At 69.4% G+C, this 17,247-nt stretch carries 13 protein-coding genes and 1 pseudogene; 10 read left to right on the top strand and 4 right to left on the bottom strand.

Annotated features, from left to right (window positions below):
• Positions 1 to 83: 83 nt before the first annotated feature.
• From LT974_RS05375 to LT974_RS05345, 7 genes are all read left to right on the top strand, one after another.
• On the top strand, positions 84 to 1,592 hold the full coding sequence (locus tag LT974_RS05375) for a protein kinase family protein (RefSeq protein WP_232589665.1): 1,509 nt from the start codon (positions 84 to 86) through the stop codon (positions 1,590 to 1,592).
• On the top strand, positions 1,589 to 2,296 hold the full coding sequence (locus LT974_RS05370) for a hypothetical protein (protein ID WP_232589663.1): 708 nt from the start codon (positions 1,589 to 1,591) through the stop codon (positions 2,294 to 2,296). The genes LT974_RS05375 and LT974_RS05370 overlap by 4 nt, the downstream gene beginning before the upstream one ends.
• A 64-nt stretch (positions 2,297 to 2,360) precedes the next feature.
• Positions 2,361 to 3,509 (top strand): alpha-1 4-glucan-protein synthase, encoded by a 1,149-nt coding sequence (locus LT974_RS05365; RefSeq protein ID WP_232589662.1) that lies wholly within the window; start codon positions 2,361 to 2,363, stop codon positions 3,507 to 3,509.
• A 60-nt stretch (positions 3,510 to 3,569) separates the two neighbouring features.
• Positions 3,570 to 4,733, top strand: a complete 1,164-nt coding sequence (locus tag LT974_RS05360; RefSeq protein ID WP_232589661.1) for an extracellular solute-binding protein — start codon at positions 3,570 to 3,572, stop codon at positions 4,731 to 4,733.
• Positions 4,734 to 6,344, top strand: a complete 1,611-nt coding sequence (locus tag LT974_RS05355) for an ABC transporter permease (protein ID WP_232589660.1) — start codon at positions 4,734 to 4,736, stop codon at positions 6,342 to 6,344. It begins immediately after the preceding gene.
• A complete protein-coding gene (locus LT974_RS05350) occupies positions 6,337 to 7,476 on the top strand; it encodes an ABC transporter ATP-binding protein (protein ID WP_232589659.1) in 1,140 nt (379 codons plus the stop codon). The genes LT974_RS05355 and LT974_RS05350 overlap by 8 nt, the downstream gene beginning before the upstream one ends.
• Positions 7,473 to 9,509, top strand: coding sequence for a DUF7846 domain-containing protein (locus LT974_RS05345; RefSeq protein ID WP_232590222.1), 2,037 nt, complete (start codon positions 7,473 to 7,475; stop codon positions 9,507 to 9,509). The genes LT974_RS05350 and LT974_RS05345 overlap by 4 nt, the downstream gene beginning before the upstream one ends.
• A 52-nt stretch (positions 9,510 to 9,561) precedes the next feature.
• Here the strand turns inward: LT974_RS05345 and LT974_RS05340 are convergent, their stop codons facing one another.
• Positions 9,562 to 10,269: a dolichyl-phosphate hexose transferase gene (locus tag LT974_RS05340; RefSeq protein ID WP_232589658.1), complete on the bottom strand. Its 708-nt coding sequence runs from the start codon at positions 10,267 to 10,269 to the stop codon at positions 9,562 to 9,564.
• A 111-nt stretch (positions 10,270 to 10,380) separates the two neighbouring features.
• On the opposite strand from LT974_RS05340, the gene LT974_RS05335 reads away from it, so the two are divergent.
• Both LT974_RS05335 and LT974_RS05330 read left to right on the top strand, forming a co-directional pair.
• A complete protein-coding gene (locus LT974_RS05335; RefSeq protein ID WP_232589657.1) occupies positions 10,381 to 10,977 on the top strand; it encodes a response regulator in 597 nt (198 codons plus the stop codon).
• A complete protein-coding gene (locus LT974_RS05330; RefSeq protein ID WP_232589655.1) occupies positions 10,967 to 13,261 on the top strand; it encodes a PAS domain S-box protein in 2,295 nt (764 codons plus the stop codon). Before LT974_RS05335 ends, LT974_RS05330 begins: the two co-directional genes overlap by 11 nt.
• 3 nt (positions 13,262 to 13,264) lie before the next feature.
• On the opposite strand, the pseudogene LT974_RS05325 reads toward LT974_RS05330, so the two are convergent.
• Positions 13,265 to 13,711 (bottom strand): annotated as a pseudogene (locus tag LT974_RS05325) (kynureninase/PvdN C-terminal domain-containing protein); the annotation flags it as partial.
• 110 nt (positions 13,712 to 13,821) lie between these two features.
• Between LT974_RS05325 and LT974_RS05320 the strand changes: the two are divergent.
• A complete protein-coding gene (locus tag LT974_RS05320) occupies positions 13,822 to 14,754 on the top strand; it encodes a DMT family transporter (protein WP_232589653.1) in 933 nt (310 codons plus the stop codon).
• Here the strand turns inward: LT974_RS05320 and LT974_RS05315 are convergent.
• Both LT974_RS05315 and LT974_RS05310 read right to left on the bottom strand, forming a co-directional pair.
• A complete protein-coding gene (locus LT974_RS05315; protein ID WP_232589652.1) occupies positions 14,751 to 15,467 on the bottom strand; it encodes a hypothetical protein in 717 nt (238 codons plus the stop codon). The two genes, LT974_RS05320 and LT974_RS05315, sit on opposite strands and share 4 nt — an antisense overlap.
• A 70-nt stretch (positions 15,468 to 15,537) precedes the next feature.
• Complete coding sequence (locus tag LT974_RS05310) at positions 15,538 to 17,247, bottom strand: cytochrome c oxidase subunit I (protein WP_232589651.1); 1,710 nt, start codon at positions 17,245 to 17,247, stop codon at positions 15,538 to 15,540.

The following is a 17,247-nucleotide window of genomic DNA, read 5'->3' as shown; positions in this document are numbered from 1 at the left end:
AGAGGTGCCGGGGCAGCAAAACCACCGGGGAAAGCCGAAGGTTCAATGCGGGTGCCGGCGAAGTTGGCTCGATAGCAACGCGCATGGAACGTCACACAGACGGCCCGGTCGACGAGGAACGGGTTGCCGCGCTCCGGCAGTCCGTGGACGCCGACGGCGTCGAGGAGCTCGCCGAGCGCCTCCACAGCGACGACGCCGACGAGCGCGCGGGTGCCGCGTGGCGGCTCGTGGAGGCCGTCACCACCGAGCCGACCGAGGTCCGCGCCGTCCTCGACGACGTCCGCGACGCGATCCGTGACGACGACGTGTGGGTGCGGCGGGGCGCGACGTGGGTGCTCGCGGAACTCGCCGAGCGCCAGCCCGACGCGCTCTCCGTGCAGTTCTCCGACCTCGTCTCGCTGACGCGGGCCGACGACCCGCTCGTCCGGCAGAACGGCGTGGTCGCGCTCGCGGGCGTCACGAAGTCCTACCCCGCCCGGGCCTCGACGGGCCTGTCGGCGATTGCGCCGCTCACGCAGTCCGAGGACGCGCTCGTCCAGCGGTACGCGAAGCAGGCGGTCGCCGAGGTGACGGCCGCCATCGCGGAGCGCGCGGAGGACGCGGGCTACCCGATGGTCGTGCGCTCGCACCCGGCGTACGCGGACCTGTTCCCCGACGGCGTCTCCGTGGTCACGGTGAACGCCGACGACGACCGTTCGCGGCCGGTTCACGTCTCGTTCGGGCAGAACGCGCCGGTCCGCGGCGAGGAGACCGAGACTGACGAGGCCGACGCGGGGCCGCCTGCGGAGATTCCGGACCCGCCGGACGTGACACTCGACGCCGAGGCCGTCTCGCCGAACCTGAAACTCCGCGAGGGCGTGCTGACGACCGACTACCGCGCGGACGTCGACGAGGACGTGCTCGAACACGGGCTGGCGACGGTCCGGCGGCTGCACGCCGACGAGAGCGCGGTCGCGTCGGCGTTCGCTGACGCCGTCGAGCAGTGGGCGGGCGTCGACGATCACGACCACGTGGTCGCCGTGCTCGGCTATGGCGCGCGCTGGCTGGCGACGCGCTACGACGACGGCGACACGCTCGACGGCCGCGGCGCGCCGGTGACGCTAGCGGAGGCCGTCTGGGACGCCAGCGTCCTCACGCGCGCGGTCAGTCACGCCCACTCGCGGGGCGTCGTCCACGGCGGCATCCGCTCGGGCGCGGTGCGGTTCGTGGAGACGGGCGCGCGGACGTGGGACGCGCCGCTGCTCGGCGACTGGGGGTTCGCGCACGCCGCCAGCGCGCGCCGCACGCCGCCGGTTCCGGCCGCGTTCGCGGCCCCCGAGCACCACAACCCGGAGACGTACGGCCGCTTCGACCAGGCGACGGACGTCTACGGGCTGGGCGCGCTGACGTACTTCCTGCTGACGGGTGAACCGCCGGGCGACGACGAGGGACGAATTCCGGCGTCCGAACAGAATCCGGCGCTTCCGGCGAGCGCCGACGACCTGTTCGCGCGGGCGTTGGCCCCGGAGAAGCGCGCGCGGTTCGCCACCCTGCTGGACTTCCAGCGCGCGCTCGACGACTTCGCCGCCGACCTCGACGGGGTGGGCGGATGACCGCCGCGGAGACGCTGTCGGCGGTCGCGTTCGCGGCCTACGGTATCGTCCTCGTCGCCGGGCTGGCGTTCACGTACTACGCGGTCCAGAACTACGCGTTCGACCGACTGGAGGGGTACGACGACTTCTGGGGGTACCTCACGTACCTCGGGCTGGCGTTCGCGGCCTTCGGCGTGCTCGGGCTCGTGTTGACGGTGCGGGACGCGAGCGTGGTGCGCGCGTTCGCGGACGTCTCGCTGCTCGTGGCCATCGCGTTTTTGACGTTCGCGCTGCGGGAGGTGTACTTCAACAGCGCGCTCGCGCCGTCGCCCGAGGAGCGCGCGGTTTCGCTCGACCGGGTCAGACGGCTCGAATTCGGGTTCGTCGTCGTCATCGCCGCGGAGTGGCTGGTCGTGTTGCTCATCGACCAGCCCGCGATAGCGGCCGGCGTGAAGGCGCTGGGCGCGCTCGGGTTCGCGGCGTACGGCGTCGTGTTCAGCGAGCGCCTGGAGACGCTGGCGCACGGCACCGCGCTGGACAGCCTGCGCCGCCACCTGCTGCTCGTGTTGGTGTGCGCGACCGGCGTGGCGGCCGCCGAAGCGTTGGCGCTGCTCGCGCCCGCTGCGGTCGCCGACGGCGTGTTCCACGTGTTTCTGGTGTTGCTGGGCGGCCTGCTGGTGCCGCCGACGGTGCGCCTCCAGCAGTCGGTCGCCGGCCTCACCTGAGTATTTAGGACGGCCTAAACATCGACACGTACTTTAGGGTGGCCTAAATAGACGCCTCCAACGGATGACCCGAGACGTCTGCGTGGTCGTGCCGACGATTCGGGAGTACGAGTGCATGCGCGAGTACTTCCGGAACGCCCGCGACCACGGCTTCGACCTGGACCGCCTGTTCGTCGTCCTCGTCACCGAGGAGTTCTGTGACACCGAGGGGATGCGCGAGATGCTCGACGAGGAGGGCGTCGCCGGCGCTGTCTTCGACGGCAGCGACCGCGAGGCGTGGTTCGACGAGCAGGGCCTCGAACAGTACAGCCACCTGATTCCCGCTGCCAGCCACGCCCAGACGTCGTTCGGCCTGCTCTACCTCTGGGCGAACGACTTCGAGTACGGCGTGTTCATCGACGACGACACGCTCCCCCACGACGAGTGGGACTTCTTCGGCACGCACCTCGACAACCTCGCCCACGAGGGGAGTGTCGAGGAAGTGTCCTCGGACGAGCACTGGGTGAACGTCCTCTACCAGTCCGACTCCGACCTCTACCCGCGCGGCTACCCCTACTCCGCGATGGACGAGGACGTCGAGACGGACACGACCGAGACGGACCACGTGGTCGCCTCGCAGGGCCTCTGGACGAACGTCCCGGACCTCGACGCGGTGCGCATCCTGATGGACGGCGACCTGCAGGGCCAGGCGCAGACGCGCACGGGCTTCGAGGACTTCGACCGCGACTTCGTCGCGGCGGAGGGCGACTATCTCACGGTGTGCTCGATGAACCTCGCGTTCCGCCGCGAGGTCGTGCCCGCGTTCTACCAGTTCCCGATGGACGACAACGCGTGGGAAGTCGGGCGCTTCGACGACATCTGGAGCGGCGTACTCCTGAAGCGTGCGGCCGACGTGGTGGGCGGCGAACTCTACAACGGCGCGCCGCTGTGCAAGCACAACAAGGCTCCGCGGTCGACGTTCGACGACCTCGCCAACGAGGTCGCGGGCCTCGAACTCAACGAGCACTTCTGGACGGAGGTCGCGGCCGTCGAGCCCGAGGAGGACTCCTACGAGGCTGTTGCGCGTGCAGTCGGCGAGCGCCTCGTGGAGGGCGACTACGAGGAGTACAACAACGGCGCGTTCCTCGTGGAGTGCGGGGAGTACCTGCTGGACTGGGTGGACTGCTGTGCGGCGCTGGCGGACCAGCGCGCGCCTGCGCCCGCCGACGACTGACCCGGCCGCGGGCACCGGAACCGGTAGTTATAAGAGTTTTAGGCCGGCCTAATCCAACACATGAGTGAGCGACACAGCCAGACGCGCCGGCGCTTCCTCGCGGCGGCGGGTGTAGCTTCGACGACCGCACTCGCGGGCTGTACGGGCATCCTCGGCGACGGCGGGAGCGGCAGCGGCGGTGACGGCGACCAGCCGACGCTCGCGGACTTCCGTGGCTCCGGCGAACTCGTCTCCGGCCGGCCCGCGCCCGGCGGCACCTCCATCGAGGACCTCCCCGACCTCGACGGCGAACTCTCCATCTACCTCGGCGGCGGCGAGGGCGGCCGCTACACCACGCTCATCGACCTCCTCAACCAGTACTACGACGGCTTCGAGGCGTCCGCCCAGACGCAGCCGTCCTCGCAGCTCGCGAACGTCATCGTCGACGAGTACGAGAGCAACACCACGCAGGCCGACGTCTTCTGGTCGGTCGACGCCGGCTCGCTGGCGTACGTCGCGGACAACAGCGCCACCCTCGACCTCTCCAGCGACGCCACCTCGATGGTCGCCGACGACCGGTTCGTGACCGACCAGTGGGCCGGCGTCGCCGGCCGGTCGCGCGCGATTCCCTACAACACGAACCAGTTCAGCGCGTCCGAGATTCCCGCCAGCGTCGACGCGATTGCGACCGAGGACCGCTTCACCGACACCATCGGGTGGGCTCCCACGTACGGCGCGTTCCACGGGTTCGTCACCGCGATGCGCCAGCTCCGCGGGGAGGACGGCACCCGCGAGTGGCTGAACAACATGCTCGACCAGAACCCCGCGCGCTACGACAGCGAGTACGCCACCGTCTCGCAGGGCATCACGAACGGCGAGGTCGGCCTCGGATTGACGAACCACTACTACCCCATGCTCGTGTTCGCCAACACTCCCGACGCCCCCCTCGACCTGGCGTTCACCGAGAACGACGCCAGCGCGCTCGTCAACACCGCCGGCGCGAGCGTCCTCGACGGCGCTGCCGACCCCGAACTCGCGGACCTGTTCGTCCGCCACCTGCTCTCCGCGGAAGCCCAGGAGTTCCTCGCCACCCGCGGCTTCGCCTTCCCGATGATCGAGGGCGTCGAGCCGGTCGGCCCGCTCCCCACCATCGAGGAGCTCTCGCCGCCGGACCTGGACCTCCAGGCGCTGTCGGACGTCCAGCCAACCATCCAACTCCTCGAGGACGTCGGCATCCTCTCGTAGATGGCAGCCCGCGAGCGCCTCGCACGCCTCCGCGACGCCGTCGACGGCGACGACGAGCCGGGGCTCTCGCTCGCAGTGCTGGCCGGCGCCGTCGCGGCGTTCGTCTCCCTGCCGCTGGTCGGCCTGCTCGTCCGCGCGTCGAACTACGGGCTCGGCCACCTCGTCGGCCTCCTCACGGAGACCGGCAGCCTCGACGTGCTCGTCAACAGCTTCGTGCTCGTGGTCTGGGTGACGCTGGGCTGCGTGCTCGTCGGCGTGCCGCTGGCCGTGCTCACCGTCCAGACCGACCTCCCGGGGCGGCGCGCCTGGACGGTCGTCGCGGCGCTCCCGCTGGTCGTCCCGAGCTACATCGGCGCGTTCACGTTCGTCTCCGCGTTCGGCCCGCAAGGCGACCTCGCGGACGCGCTCGCCCCGCTGGGCGTCGAACGCATCCCCGCCATCTACGGGCTCCACGGCACGGCGCTCGTGCTGATTCTGTTCACGTACCCCTACGTCTTCCTCACCACGCGGGCCGCGCTGCTCTCCTTCGACGGCACGCTCGTCGAAGCCGCGCGCACCCTCAACCACTCGCGGTGGGAGGCGTTCGAGCGCGTCACCGTCCCCCAGATACTTCCGGGCGTGACCGCGGGCGCGCTGCTCGCCGCGCTGTACGCGCTCTCGGACTTCGGGACGCCCTCCATCATGCGCTACGAGGTGTTCACCCAGCAGATTTACGTCGCCCAGCGCAGCCTCGGCGTCCCCGAGGGCTACCCCGCGTTACTCTCGCTGCAGTTGCTCGCAGTGGTCGCGGTCGTGCTCGCGCTGGAGTCCCGCATCGGCAGCGACGCCAACGCGTCGTACGTCTCCCGGGGCTCGCGCCAGCCCGGCCAAATCACGCTCGGCGCGTGGAAGTGGCCCGCGCTGGCGTTCTGTGCGGGCATCGCCGTGCTCTCGCTGGGCGTGCCGCTGGGCGTGCTCGCGTGGTGGTTCGAGCAGGCCGGCGCCGCGGTCTTCGAGTTCGAGCCCGCGGTCGCGTGGAACTCCCTGAAAGTCGCCGTCGCCGCCGCCGTCGCCGCCTCGCTGCTGGCGCTGCCCGTCGCCGGGTACGCCGCGCGCTCGACGTCGCTGTTCTCGACGCTCGCGGACCGCCTCACGTACGTCGGCTACGCAGTCCCGGGCGTCGTCGTCGGCCTCGCACTGCTGTACCTCTCCACGGAGTTCGCCCAGTCGCTGTACAAGACCGTGCCGCTGCTCGTGTTCGCGTACGTCGTGCGCTTCCTCCCGCAAGCAGTCGGCACCGTGCGCTCGTCGGTCCTGCAGGTGGACCCGAAGCTCACGGAGGCCGCGCGCACGCTCGGCCGGTCGCCGTTCGGCGCGTTCCGGAAAGTGACGCTGCCGCTCATCGCGCCCGGCGTCGCCGCCGGCGCGGCGCTGGTCTTTCTCACGACGATGAAGGAGCTGCCGGCGACGCTGATGCTGAGTCCGATAGGCTTTGAAACCCTCGTCTCGTACATCTGGCTCGTCAGAGGGGCCGGCTCGTACGGCGCGGCCGCGATACCCGCGCTCGTGCTCGTGGGCGTGTCCGCGCTCTCGATGGTCGTCATCCTCGCACAGGAACGATACAATGGCTGACAGCGAACTCACGACGAACGCGGCGGTCGAGCCCGACACGGACGGACCGACCGACGCCGACAGCCCGACCGACGCGGTCCTCGAACTCGACGGCGTGACCAAGCGCTACGGCACCGAGACCGCGGTCACGGACCTCTCGCTGTCCGTCCGCGACGGCGAACTCCTCACACTCCTGGGGCCGTCGGGCTGCGGGAAGACGACCACGCTGCGCATGCTCGCTGGCCTCGAACGCCCCAGCGAGGGCGTCATCTCGCTATCCGGCGACGAGGTGGCCGGCCCGTCGACGTTCGTGGAGGCCGAATCCCGCGGCGTCGGCATCGTCTTCCAGGACTTCGCGCTGTTCCCGCACCTCTCGGTCCGGGAGAACGTCGCGTTCGGGCTCACCGACCGCGACCGCGACGCCGCCGACGACCGCGTCGACGACCTCCTCGACCTCGTGGACATGCCCGGGATGGGCGACCGCTCGCCCGACCAGCTCTCGGGCGGCCAACAGCAGCGCGTCGCGCTCGCGCGCAGCCTCGCGCCAGAACCCGACATCCTGCTGCTCGACGAGCCGTTCTCGAATCTGGACGTCCGCCTGCGCGTGGAGATGCGCGAGGAAGTCCGGCGCATCCTCAAGGAAGCCGGCGTCACCGCCGTCTCCGTTACACACGACCAAGAGGAAGCGCTCTCCATCTCGGACCGCGTCGCGGTGCTCAACGACGGCCAACTCGAACAGATTGGCGACCCCGAGGCGGTGTTCGAGCACCCCGAGTCGCGGTTCGTCGCGTCGTTCCTCGGGCAGGCGGGGTTCCTCTCCGCGCGCGTCGGCAGCGACACCGTCGACACGTCCATCGGGAGCTACGACCGCACCCTGTTGAAGGGGCTCGCCGACGGCTACGCGGGCGCGATGGTCGACGTGCTTGTGCGCCCGGACGACCTCCGCGCCGTCCCCGACAACGAGGCCAACGCCAACGGCACCATCGTCCGCCGACAGTACACCGGCCCCTCGTTCATCTACCACGTCGAACTGGACAACGGCGACGTCGTGCGCTGCCTCCACAACCACGCCGAGGACATGACCGTCGGCGAACCCGTCACCGTCGACCTCGTCGCCGACCACTCGCTGGCGTGGTACCCCAAGCAGGGATGACGGGCGGGCGCATCCGCCGACTCGTCGCTCGCGCCCGCGGCAGTCAGTTTCTCGCACCCGCGGCGCTCGCGGTCGTCGCCGCACTCGCGGCGTACGCGCTCTCCGTCACCGTCTTTCCGTACCACTCCACGAACCACGACGAAGCTGTCTACCTCCAGCAGGCCGCGATGCTGCTGGACGGCAAACTGTTCCTCCACCCGCCCGTCGAGGGCTCGTTCCGCCCGTGGTTCTTCGTCGACTCGCCGCGCGGCCTCTACTCGAAGTACTCACCCGTCGTCCCGGTTATCTACGCGCTCGGCGAAATTGTGGGCGCGTATCGGTACGCGCTCCCCGCCGTCGCCGCCGCCAACGTCGCGCTCCTCTACGGCGTCGTCCGCGAGGCCTTCGACCACCGCACGGGGCTGCTCGCCGCTGTCGTACTGCTGTGCTCGCCGCTGTTCCTCGTGCAGTCCGCCGTCTTCCTCCCGTACGCGCCCACGACGATGCTCAACCTCGCGTTCGCGCTCGCGTACTTCCGCGCCGAACGCACCGGCAGCGTCCGCTGGGCAGCCGTCACGGGGGCCGCCGTCGGCCTCGCGTTCTTCTCGCGTCCCTACACGGGCGTTTTGTTCGCCGCGCCGTTCGTGTCCCACGCCGTCTGGACGCTCCGCGAACCGCTCCGGAAGCGCCACGTCTCCCCGCTGTTCCGGCGGCGCGTCGCGACCGCGGGCCTCGGGCTCTGTGGCGTCGCCGTCGCGCTCGCGTACAACGCCGTCGTCACGGGCGACCCGCTGGTGTTTCCGTATCAGGCGTTCGCGCCGCTGGACGGCCTCGGCTTCGGCCGCCGCGAGATTCTGAACCACGAAATCCAGTACACGCTCCGGCTCGCGCTGCGCGCGAACGCCGGCGTCCTCGAACAGTTCGTCACCGACTGGGCGCCGTTCGGCGTCCTCGGCGTGCCGCTGGCGGCCGTCGGCGCGCTCGTGACGCAGCGGCGGGGCTGGGCGTGGCAGCAGGCCGTGCTCGCTGGCGTCGCCGTCAGCGTCGTCGTCGGGAACGTCTACTTCTGGGGGAACTTCAACGTCCTCGGGGACGTCGAGGACCCGAACGGCCTGATTACGACGCTCGGGCCGTACTACCACTTCGACCTGCTCGTGCCCGTGAGCGCGTTCGTCGCCACGGGCGTGCTCGCCGCCGCCGACCGCGTTCGGGACGCGGCCACGAGCCGCCTCTCCGCGAATCGCGCCGTGGTCGCCACGCTCGTTGTCCTGCTCGTTTCGAGCGCCGTGCTCGGCGGCGTGGCGGCGTCGGCGACCGCCGAGCAGGTGCGGGACAACGCCGAACTCACGGACCACTACGAGGCCGCCTACGCGCCGTTCGAACCCCACCCGCCCGCGAACAGCGTCGTCTTCCTCCCGGACCCGTACGGCGACTGGCTGAACCATCCGTTCCAGGCGCTGCGCAACGACCCGGGTTTCGACGGCCGCACCGTCTACGCGCTCGACGAACGGCCGCTCGCCGTCGCCGACGCCTACCCCGATCGCGCGCTCTACCGCTACGTCTATCGGGGGTCCTGGTCGCCGTACGGCGGCGATCCGGTCGATCCCGACCTCCGGCGAATCCACGTTGCAAGCGGCGAGTCGCTGGCCGTGGACACGGAACTGGGGCTGCCGTCGTGGACGCAGACCGTGACGGTCACGCTGTCGGCGGGCGACGAGGAGACGTACGTCACGCTAACCCCCGAAAATGCGTCCAGTGCGAACGTCGAACTCGTGGTCGCGGACGGGCGCGTCGGGTTTGCGGGAGAGAACGCGTCGATTCCGCTGGACGACACTGACAGCGTCGCGCTGGACGCACACGTCGACGGCGGCTACGGCGCGGGGTTCGCGTACCGCGTCCGCTTCCCCGTCGAGCGGGCCGACGGGGAGTACCGGACGATGACGCCGTACCGCGAACTCTGCACGGACCTGCGGAACTGCGAGGGTAGCGCGGCGTACGTGCCCGGTGTCGGGCCGGACGGCTCGTACGTGAACGCGTCGGTGAGACGCGAGTGAGTCAGTACTTCGCCTCGAAACGGCGAGCGTAGAAATGTGACTCACCGTAGGTTTACGCGAGCAGCCCGCCCAGCCGTTCCTCCGCACAGACCTTCAGAATCGAGCCCATGATTTCGGCGCCACCCTCCAGCGGATCGAGTTTCGTCTCGCCGAGGCGCTCGTCGTACTCGATGGGGACCTCGACGACGTCGTAGTCCCGGCAGAGCGGCCGAATCAGCAGTTCCGCGGAGAGACCGGTGTTCTGCGTCCAGTCGATGGCCTCGATGACGTCGCGGCGGTACGCGCGCATCCCCGTGGTGGTGTCGTGGACGTGCTCGCCGACGAACAGCGACGCGATGGCGGCGAACGTGGCGTTGCCGAGGCGATTGACGGCGGGCATCTCGTCGGCCCCCCAGTAGAGGCGGTCGCCGCTGACGACGTCGTAGCCCTCGTTGACGTATTCGAGGAAGTCCGGGATGCGCTCCATCGGGTAGGTGTCGTCGCAGTCGGTCGTGACGACGACCTCGGTGTCGGCCTCGTACAGCGCCGAGCGGACGGCGACGCCGTAGCCGAGCGGTTCCTGTTCGACGACGCGAGCACCGTGCTCGCGTGCGATTTCGGGCGTTCGGTCGGACGAACTGTCGACGCAGACGACGTCCGTGCGGCCGTCGGTGACATCGTCGATGTCTTCGAGGACGGTCGCGATTGCGGCTTCCTCGTTGTACGTTCCCATGACGACGGTGACGTCGTTGAGCGTGTACGCGGCGTCCGACTCGGACATGGCAGCCGGTAGGACGCCGCGTTATTTTAGGCTTGCCAAAAATACTGGCACCAACAAATGATAAATAGGTACACGTCGAAGGTTTGCCAGACCCGCGGTGCGCGGACAACTATGACAGAGAAAGGTACGGACGACGCGAGTGCCGACGAAGCCACAGTGCTAGTCGTCGACGACGAGGAGGGACTCGCCGACCTCTACGCCATCTGGCTCCGTGACCGATACACCGTCGAAACCGCCTACGACGGCGAAGCTGCCCTCGCCGCCCTCGGCGAGGACGTCGACGCGGTCCTGCTGGACCGACAGATGCCGGGCGTCTCCGGCGACGACGTCCTCGACACCATCCGCGAGCGCGGCCTCGACTGCCGGGTGGCGATGGTGACCGCCGTCGAACCCGAACTCGACATCGTCGACCTCGGCTTCGACGACTACCTCCGCAAGCCCGTCGACCGCGAAACCCTCCGCGAAACCGTCAACCGCCTCCTCCGCCGCTCGGCCTACGACGAGACCGTCCAGCAGTACTTCGCCGCCGCCCGGAAACACGCGTTACTCACCGAATCCAACGACCCGAGCGTCACCGAATCGGCGGAGTTCGAAGCGCTCGAAGACCGCCTCGACGACCTCCGGAGCCGGCTTAACGACGTCGTCAACGAGTTCGACGAGGACGACTACGAAGTCCTGTTCCGCCGGCTCTCCGCCGATGACGAGTGACCGCGACCACCGGAGCGACCTCCTCTCGTACGCCACCGAAGTGGCGAGCGCCGACGACGTGGAAGTGGTCTACGACGCGATGGCAGACGCCGCGGAGGCGGCGTTCGACTTCTCCTCTGCCGTCGTCGAGACCGAGACCAACGGAATGTTGGCCGTGCGGTCGTGGAGCGGCCGCCCGCCGAGCGTCGACGGCATCCCCACCGACGAGGGCATCGCCGGCGAGACCTACCGCACGGGCGAACCCCAGTTAGTCGCGGACGTCCACGAGGACCCCCGCGTCACGGACCCGCCAGTCGGCGCGCCGCAGTCCGTCGTCAGCATCCCAATCGGCGACATCGGCGTCTTTCAGGCGGGCATGGACGAACCCGACGGCTTCGACGAGGACGACGTCGAACTCGCGGAGCTGCTCGCCTCCCACGCCTACCAGGCCGTCCAGCGCATCCGTTCGCAGCGCGACCTCCGCGAGAGCGAAGCGCGCTTCCGGGAACTGTTCGAGCAGAACGACGACGCGCTCATCCTCTACGACGTCACCGCCGACGGCGACACCGAAGTCCGCCTCGTCAACGACGCCGCCGAGCGCGTCGTCGGCACCGACGAAGCCAACCTCCGCGGGAAGTCGCTGGCCGCGTGCTTCGACGCACACCCCGAGCAGTTCGTCCCCGGGAACGGCGCGAAGACGTTCGAGGCCGGGTTCGCCGGCGACGGCCGCATCTTCGAGGTCACGGTCAAGCAGTTCCTCCACCAGGACGGCCCCGACGCGTTCGCGGTCGTCAGCGATGTCACCGAGCAGCGCCACCGCGAACACACCCTCACCGGGCTCCACGACGCGACCCGGCGGATGCTCGTGGAGAACGACCGCGACGGCATCGCCGCGGTCATCGTGGAGGCCGCCGACGACCTCCTCGAACTCCCGTACGTCGGCGTGTTCTACGCCGCCACAGACGCCGACGAACTCCGGCCGGCGTCAGTTTCCGACCCCGTCACCGGCGACACGCCGCCGACCTTCGAGGCCGGTGAGAGCCTCGCGTGGGACGTCTACGACGCCGGCGAGCCCGAGACGTTCACGGACGTCCACAGGCAGCCCAACGTCCACAATCCCGAGACGGTCATCCGCGAGGAAATCATCCATCCGCTGGGCGACCACGGCGTCTTGATGATTGGCGCGACCGAAGCCGGAAGCTTCGACGGCACCGACCACGACCTCGTGCGCGTGCTCGCGACGAACGCCGAAGCCGCCCTCGACCGTGCCGAGCACATCCGCCAGCTCCGCCGCCGCGAAGCCGACCTGCGCCACGAACACAGCCGGCTCGCGGCGCTGTTCGAGAACGTCCCCAGCCCCACGGCGAGTTTCGTCGTGGAGGACGACGAACCCATCGTGCGCGCGGTCAACCCCGCCTTCGAGGACGTGTTCGGCTACAGCGAGGCCGAACTCGTCGGCGAGAACATCGACGACTACATCATCCCCGCCGACGCGCAGGCGGAGGCCGACGAGTACAACCAGAAGCTCTTCGACGGCCGGAACATCAACGTCGAAGTCCGCCGCGAGACCGCCGACGGCCCCCGCGACTTCCTGCTGGACGTCGTGCCGTTCCGCCTCGACGAGCCGAACATCCACGGCTACGCGATGTACACGGACATCACCGACCGGAAGGAACACGAGCGCGAACTCGAACGGCAGAACGACCGCCTGGAGGAGTTCGCGAGCATCGTCAGCCACGACCTCCGCAACCCCCTCAACGTCGCCCGCGGCTACCTCGAACTCGCCGAGCAGACCGGCGACGGCGAGTATTTCGAGCGCATGGACGCGTCGTTGGACCGCATGCACGAAATCATCGAGAGCGTGCTCGCGCTCGCGCGCCACGGCCGCAGCCTCGACGACGTCCGCGAACTGTCGCTCTCGGACGCCGCCGCCGACGCGTGGGCGAACGTCGACACTGCAGACGCCACCCTCGACGTCGCCGACGACGCCACGCTGGAAGCCGACCCCTCGCGGTTCGGCTCGCTCCTAGAGAACCTGTTTCGGAATTCGGTCGAACACGGGGGCAGCGACGTGGCCGTGTCCGTCGGCCGCCTCGCTGGCGAGCCGGGCTTCTTCGTGGAGGACGACGGCCGCGGCATCCCGCCCGAGCGCCGCGAGCGCGTCTTCGAGTACGGCGAGACGAGAAACGACGAGGGCACCGGGTTCGGGCTTGCCATCGTGAAGAACATCGCGGAAGCCCACGGTTGGACGCCCAGCGTCACGGAGAGCGAGGACGGCGGCGCGCGCTTCGAGTTCCGGGTGTAGGCGTCAGGTCACCTGTTCGTCGCTCTCGCCGTACGCGTGGTGGGCGTCCGCGTCCAGAATTTCGCGGAGTTCGTCGACGGCGAGCCAGACGTCCTCGAAGCCGACGAAGTACGGGGAGGGTGCGACGCGGACGACGTTCGGCGGGCGGAAGTCCACGACGATGCCCCGGTCGCGGAGCGCGCGGCTGAGTTTTCCGGCGTCGGGGTGTTCGACGGCGACGTGGCCGCCGCGGCGCTCGGCCCCGCGGGGCGTCCCAATTTCACACTCGGGGACCCGTTCGTCCACGAGCCCGACGAGGTAGTGCGTCAATTCCACGGAGCGCTCGCGCAGCGAATCGATGCCCGCAGCCTCGGTGACGTCGAGCGTCCCGAACAGCGGCGCGGCGGCGAAGACGGGCACGGTCCCGATTTGGAACGCAGCAGCGCCCCGGGCGGGGTCGAACTGCGTCTCGTCGGCGTCCCGGAGTGGCACCAGCTCTCGGTCGCAGCGCGCGTTCGAGCGCTCGGGTGATCCGCCCGGTTCGACGCACATATCCCCGTCGGGCGGCGACCTCCTCGTGAATGGGTCGCTACCGGACCACGGGCAAGTACTTGCTGCTGGCCGCCATCTGGGGGACGGCGTTCATGGCGACGGATGTCGGCCTCGCTGACCTCCCGGCTGTACCGTTCGCGGCCGTCCGTTTCGACGTCGCCGCCGCGCTGTTGTTCGCCGCTGTCCTCGTCTCCGGCACCGAGGTCCGCCCGCGCACTCGCGACGACTACGTCTACGTGCTCGTCGGCGGCGCGCTCACGATTGGCGTCCATCACGCGTTCCTGTTCGCCGGCCAGCAGTACGTCGCCGGCGGCGTCGCCGCCGTCCTCCTCGGGCTCATCCCGGTCGTGACGCCCGCGCTCACCCGTCTGGTCTCCACCGACGAGGAGTTCACCGCGGCGACCGCGCTGGGCGTCGTGCTCGGGTTCGCCGGCGTCGTCGTCATCGCGAATCCCGACCCCGCGAACCTTGCCGACGGCGTGCTCGGCGTCGCGCTCGTGCTCGCCTCCGCACTCGCGTTCGCGCTCGCGGCCGTCCTCACGCACAGCCGAAATCCGTCGCTGCCGTTCCTCGCGACACAGGCGTGGATGATGGCCGTCGGCGCGCTCGTCCTCCACGTCGCCGTGCTCGCGCTCCCCAGCCAGTCGTTCGCGGCCGCGACGTGGACGCCCGCCGCGCTGGGCGCTATCGCGTACCTCGCCGCCGTCGCCGGTGCCGGCGGCTTCCTGCTGTACTTCACGCTCCTGGACGACCTCGGCCCCATCGAGATGAGCTTCATCGAGTACGTGATTCCGGTGTTCGCGGCGCTGGCGGGCTGGCTCGTCCTCGGCCAGGAAGTGACCGTAACCACCGCGACCGGCTTCGTATTCATCCTCGCGGGCTTCCTCGCCGCGAAGTGGCGCGCCATCAGAACCGAACTCCGGCGATTCGCCGACGGCGCGCCGTCCCAGCCTGCGGACTAGTTCAGCCCGATAGTCGAGAGCCGGCGCGTGTACTGCCGCACGAGGTTCCCGTTCTCGTCGTAGAGGTGGACGCGGAACTGCTCGCGGTCCATCGTCGACTCGACATTCGCCGCCTCGACGGTGAACTCGTACGGCGGGTCGTCGACCGCGAGCAACTGGTCGCCCGCGCTCGTGACGACCACGCGGTCCACGCGCTCGGCGTTCGTGACCTCGCAGGCGACGGTTTCGCCGCCAGACTCCGTCGTACACGCCAACTCCGGCTGGGCGGCCGTCGCGCTGTCGGACGTCCCGATTGCCGCCCCGAAGCCCACGGTCATCGCACCCGCCGGGAACGTCCCCGAAATCAGGACGACCGCGAGGAACACCGCCAGCATCGCTGTCGGCAAGCGCTTCCCGACGCGCTGGCGCAGCCCCGACGACCGCCGCCAGCGCAACGCCAGCGGAATCACGACGAGGTGATGGGCCGGCCCGTAGACCAGCACGACGAACCCGTACGCCATCGTGTAGTCGAGGACGCGCCAGCCGACGTACGACTGGAGGACGTTCGACCCCGCCCACAGGAAGAACCCGAGGAAGAGGAGCGCGCCGCTCTTCAACACCCGCCAACTCACCGAATTCGCGTAGTAGACGGTCTTGGCGGTCCGCCAGCCGTTGCGGACGGCGCTGGTGACGACGGCGAGCGCGGACGGCGACGTCTCGGTCGGATTAGCCACGGCGCATCACCCTGTGTCGTGGTTGGCGGTCGCGGCCGGTGGGGGTTGTCCCGAATATATTTGCGCGCGGTCAGGCCCCGATTTCCCAGACCTGCGAGAGCAGGAACCAGTTCAGCGCGTACAGCACGACGAACACCGCGAAGAACACGAGCACGAGCACGAACGTCCCGCGCATGCTCTGCTCGTGTGGCGGCGCGGCGTCCCCGCTGACTGGCGAGATGGCGCGGTCCTCAACGATTGGTGGCGTGAACGTGCCGCCGGCGAGCAGCGTGCCGACGGCGACGACGACGAACAGCGCGCCGCCGACGACAGAGAGAATGGCCGCGATGCCGAACACCACGAAGAACGGCTCCGACGGCGAGAAGTCGAACGCCGTCCCGGGGATGTCCATCACGGAGGGGTGGCGGCGCGGCACGCCGAACAGGAGGCCGAGGTACATCATCATCAGGCAGACGACGGCCATCGCGCCGCCGTAGAAGAACGGCTGTATCGAGGCGAGCCGGCTGGCGAACCAGTCGCGGCCGAACACCAGCCGGAGCACGTAGTACGCCAGCCCCATGAACGCCAGCGTGGTGCCGGTGACGACGGTGGCGTGGAAGTGGCCGGGGACGGCGAGGTTGTTGTGCCAGCTCATGTTGAGCTGCATCTGCCCCATCATCACGCCCGTGATGCCGCCGAGGAACCCGAACAGGATGATGGAGAGAATCGTCGAGGAGAACCCGGGGTCCTTCCACGGCGCGGACCACAGCCAGCCGAACAGGCCGCCGCCCGCGCCCTTCCGCCGGCGGCCGGCTTCGAGGCCCGCGGGGATGGCGAACGCGTGAATCATCGACGCGACGACCGCGCCGTAGGCGGCGTAGGAGGTGTTCCACATGCGCCACGACGACGACAGCGCGGGGTCGGACATCAGGTGGTGGGCGGCGCCGAGGTTGATGAAGAAGAGGTAGAGCACGAACGCGATGCGGGAGATCTTCTCGGAGGCGACCTCGGCGCCGCCGATGACGTGGGTCATGAAGTACCAGACCGTAATCATCGCCAGCAGGTTGATTTGCTGGCTGCCGTGGCCGATGGTCCAGAACATCTGTCGGTACCACGCCGCGTCGAGGTGTTCGAGGAAGCCGATGCGCCAGAGGAACGCGGGCGTGAGCGCGGTGATGCCGCCGACGAGCGCTTCGAGGGCGATGACGCCCGTGATGAACGCGCCGAACGTGATGAGCGGCAGCGTCTTGCTGGGGTGCTCGCGCTTCTCGTGCCACAGCGTCACGAAGAACGGGACGGCGGCGACGAGCGCGCCGAGCAGGAAGAGCACGGCGCCCGCGAAGTACGGCGCGGGCGACGGCAACGGGACGTACGACGTGTAGAACGGCGCCTGGTTTGGGAGGTCGTAGGTCGCGATGCTGAAGACGGCGAGCGCGCCGCCGGTCAGCATGATGCCGTAGCCCGCCCAGCCCAATCGCGGCAGTGAGAGCTTGCGGCCGAGGACGAACGGCCCGCCGACGTAGAGGATGGCGATTTCCATGAACACCATCCAGAACAGAATCATGAACCACGCGTGCAGGCTCGTGAACCGGTAGTACTGCCCGGGATCGAGGAAGCCGATGGCCTCCCAGCGCGTGAGCGCGACCGTGAGCGCGAACGCGCCGCCGACCGCCAGCGAGACGATGGCGGTCACGCCGAACAGTTTCACGAGGTCCTCGGCAGACTTGTGGACCGTCAGCCCCGTGACGCCGCACTCCCGGAAGCCGTCCTCGTCGTAGTCGAACGTGCTCAAGCCGAACAT

The organism is Halobacterium noricense (assembly GCF_021233435.1).
In the GTDB taxonomy this organism is placed as follows: Archaea; Halobacteriota; Halobacteria; order Halobacteriales; family Halobacteriaceae; genus Halobacterium; species Halobacterium noricense.
Note: the sequence above shows the minus strand (reverse complement) of the source record. Positions and strands in the feature narration are given on the sequence as shown.

Coding starts and splice junctions, on each gene's coding strand:
- LT974_RS05375 (WP_232589665.1), top strand. CDS start 84: ATGGAACGTCACACAGACGGCCCGGTCGACGAGGAACGGGTTGCCGCG.
- LT974_RS05370 (WP_232589663.1), top strand. CDS start 1,589: ATGACCGCCGCGGAGACGCTGTCGGCGGTCGCGTTCGCGGCCTACGGT.
- LT974_RS05365 (WP_232589662.1), top strand. CDS start 2,361: ATGACCCGAGACGTCTGCGTGGTCGTGCCGACGATTCGGGAGTACGAG.
- LT974_RS05360 (WP_232589661.1), top strand. CDS start 3,570: ATGAGTGAGCGACACAGCCAGACGCGCCGGCGCTTCCTCGCGGCGGCG.
- LT974_RS05355 (WP_232589660.1), top strand. CDS start 4,734: ATGGCAGCCCGCGAGCGCCTCGCACGCCTCCGCGACGCCGTCGACGGC.
- LT974_RS05350 (WP_232589659.1), top strand. CDS start 6,337: ATGGCTGACAGCGAACTCACGACGAACGCGGCGGTCGAGCCCGACACG.
- LT974_RS05345 (WP_232590222.1), top strand. CDS start 7,473: ATGACGGGCGGGCGCATCCGCCGACTCGTCGCTCGCGCCCGCGGCAGT.
- LT974_RS05340 (WP_232589658.1), bottom strand. CDS start 10,269: ATGTCCGAGTCGGACGCCGCGTACACGCTCAACGACGTCACCGTCGTC.
- LT974_RS05335 (WP_232589657.1), top strand. CDS start 10,381: ATGACAGAGAAAGGTACGGACGACGCGAGTGCCGACGAAGCCACAGTG.
- LT974_RS05330 (WP_232589655.1), top strand. CDS start 10,967: ATGACGAGTGACCGCGACCACCGGAGCGACCTCCTCTCGTACGCCACC.
- LT974_RS05320 (WP_232589653.1), top strand. CDS start 13,822: ATGGGTCGCTACCGGACCACGGGCAAGTACTTGCTGCTGGCCGCCATC.
- LT974_RS05310 (WP_232589651.1), bottom strand. CDS start 17,247: ATGTTCGGCTTGAGCACGTTCGACTACGACGAGGACGGCTTCCGGGAG.